This window comes from Sphingomonas sp. (assembly GCF_031426035.1).
Lineage (GTDB): Bacteria > Pseudomonadota > Alphaproteobacteria > Sphingomonadales > Sphingomonadaceae > Sphingomicrobium.
In genome coordinates this window covers 1-2,314 of the sequence record NZ_JANPKO010000047.1, presented here as the reverse complement: position 1 = coordinate 2,314, position 2,314 = coordinate 1, and the positions used below count along the sequence as shown (strand labels likewise).

The window sequence follows — 2,314 nt, the reverse complement described above, 5'->3', positions numbered from 1 at the left end:
AGTCGGCCTCGACCAGCTTGCGGTTCTGGATCTCGGTGCCGAATGCGCCGTCGGTGATCAGGATGCGTGTCGCCGCTTCGGCCAGGAACGTTTCGCGGATGGTCATGCTGACGTCTCGTTTGGCCGCAGCCCGAGCAAATGGCAGATCGCGTAGCCCAGCTCGGCGCGGTTGAGCGTGTAGAAGTGGAAGTGGCGCTCGCCGCCCGCATAGAGGCGCCGGCACAGCTCGGCGGCGAGCGTCGCGGCGACCAGTTGGCGCGCCTGCGGCTTCTCGTCGAGCCCATCGAACTGATCGGCGAGCCATTCGGGGATCGCCGTGCCGCACAACCCGCTCATCTTGCGGACCGCGGCGAAGCTGGTCACCGGCATGATCCCCGGGACGATCTCGGCGTCGATATTCGCTGCCGCGACCTGGTCGCGAAAGCGGAAGAATGTATCGGGTTCGAAGAAGAACTGGGTGATCGCGCGGCTCGCCCCGGCATCGAGCTTGCGCTTGAGGTTGTCGAGATCGGCGACCGCGTCCGATGAATCCGGGTGACATTTGGGATAGGCGGCCACCGAAATCTCGAACGGCGCGATCTTCTTAAGTCCCGCGACCAGCGCAGCGGCGTTCTCGTACCCATCGGGGTGCGGGGCGAACTTCATGCCGGGGCCATCCGGCGCATCGCCGCGCAGCGCGACGATGTGGCGAACCCCGGCTTCCCAGTAATCGCGCGCCACGGCATCGACATCGGCGCGGCTGGCCTCGACGCAGGTCAGGTGCGCGGCGGCGGGGATGCCGGTTTCGCGCACGATCCGCGCAACCGTGGCGTGCGTGCGTTCGCGGGTCGTCCCGCCCGCGCCGTAAGTTACCGAAAGAAAGCGCGGACCCAGCGGCCCAAGCGTGGCGACCGAATCCCACAGCGTCGCTTCCATCTTCTCGGTCTTGGGCGGGAAGAATTCGAACGACACCGCGATGTCGCCGGGCAGCCCGGCGAACAGCGGCTCGGCGCGCGCGCGCCCGTGGTCGCGAGCGGGGTTCATGCCGACGCCTTGCGCAAGCGGTGCACCGCATTCTCGCGGCGCTCGCCGGTCCAGATCATCACAGTCAGCTCCTGCCCGGCGAGCGACGCGCGCGGCCCAGGCGCGAACCCCGCCTCGCTCAGCAACGCGGCGATCTGCTCGTCGGAGAAGCCGAGGCGCGCGTGGGCGTGACGGGTCCGCAGCTCCTCACGCTCGTGTGCGGCGAAATCGACGATGGCAATACGCCCGCCGGGCCGCGTCACCCGCGCGGCTTCGGCGAGCACCGCCTCGGGCGCCTGCGCATAGTGCAGCACCTGGTGGAACAGCACGGTGTCGAAGCTCGCGTCGGCGAAGGGCAGCGCGGCGAAGTCACCGTGGACGAGCTCGACCCGGCCGGGGGCGAGGTGCTGGAGCCGGGAGCGGGCGAGGCGCAGCATCTCGGGGCTGTTGTCGAGCGCGACGACGCTGTCGGCGCGCGGCTCGAACAGCTCGGCGATCCGCCCGGTGCCGGTGCCGACGTCGAGCACGCGGCCCAGCGCCGCGCCGCCCAGAAGGCGCGAAAGCTCGGTTTCGACCGGCCCGTCGGCGCTGTGCAGGCTGCGCAGCACGTCCCACTCGGCGGCGTGACGGGCAAACCATTCGGCGGCACGCGCCTCGCGGCCGTGTCGGATTTGCGCCAGCCTCAAGCGATCGGCCTCGCCTTGCGCGGCAAACGCCGCGTCGCTGGTCTCGCCCTCCGCGAGCAACCGCGCGAGCGCCGCGCCGAACGCGCCCGAGACGGCGTCGATCCGACAACGCAGGAACACCCACGAGCCTTCACGGCGGCGCTCGGCGAGCCCGGCCTCGACGAGGATGCGGATGTGCCGCGACGCGCGCGGCTGGCTCTGGCCGAGCACCAGCGCGAGCTCGCCCACCGCGAGCTCCATCCGCGTCAGCAGCTGCATGATCCGCAGCCGGGTCGGGTCGGCGAGCGCGCGCAAGGCGTCGATCAGGGTGAGCGCGGGAAGCATCGTCCGCATGATATAAAGAAATCTTTATATCATGCAATGCAGCACGTCCGACCAAGGTGAATGGCCGATGAATTTTGTCGTTTGCCAAGGCTTGGCCGAATCGTTAAATACCCGCCGCCGCCGCGTGCGCGCTTTCCCGGTGAATGCGGTTCGCGGCGGCCGTTGTATTGAAAGAGGGCCTCTCATGAAGAAGATCGTTTACACCGCGTTTGCGTCGGTTGCCGCCATGGCGCTCGCCGCTTGCGGTTCGTCCGACACTGCTACCGAAGAAGCCGCCGCCGACACCGTGGAAATGCCCGCCG

Annotated in this window: 2 protein-coding genes and 2 pseudogenes; 1 reads left to right on the top strand and 3 read right to left on the bottom strand. The window is 68.9% G+C overall.

Translation table 11 applies throughout. The features are described 5' to 3' along the window. The 3 genes and pseudogenes from RMP08_RS03040 to RMP08_RS03030 all read right to left on the bottom strand — a co-directional run. A pseudogene (locus RMP08_RS03040) lies at positions 1–106 on the bottom strand (5-methyltetrahydrofolate--homocysteine methyltransferase); the annotation flags it as partial. Further along, positions 103–1,023, bottom strand: a complete 921-nt coding sequence (gene metF / locus RMP08_RS03035) for a methylenetetrahydrofolate reductase [NAD(P)H] (protein WP_310467510.1) — start codon at positions 1,021–1,023, stop codon at positions 103–105. The gene metF and the pseudogene RMP08_RS03040, both read right to left, overlap by 4 nt. Continuing rightward, on the bottom strand, positions 1,020–2,012 hold the full coding sequence (locus RMP08_RS03030) for a metalloregulator ArsR/SmtB family transcription factor (RefSeq protein ID WP_310467508.1): 993 nt from the start codon (positions 2,010–2,012) through the stop codon (positions 1,020–1,022). The genes metF and RMP08_RS03030 overlap by 4 nt, the downstream gene beginning before the upstream one ends. A gap of 67 nt (positions 2,013–2,079) precedes the next feature. Here RMP08_RS03030 and RMP08_RS03025 point away from each other — a divergent pair. After that, positions 2,080–2,314 (top strand): annotated as a pseudogene (locus tag RMP08_RS03025) (hypothetical protein); the annotation flags it as partial.

Coding starts and splice junctions, on each gene's coding strand:
- metF (WP_310467510.1), bottom strand. CDS start 1,023: ATGAACCCCGCTCGCGACCACGGGCGCGCGCGCGCCGAGCCGCTGTTC.
- RMP08_RS03030 (WP_310467508.1), bottom strand. CDS start 2,012: ATGCTTCCCGCGCTCACCCTGATCGACGCCTTGCGCGCGCTCGCCGAC.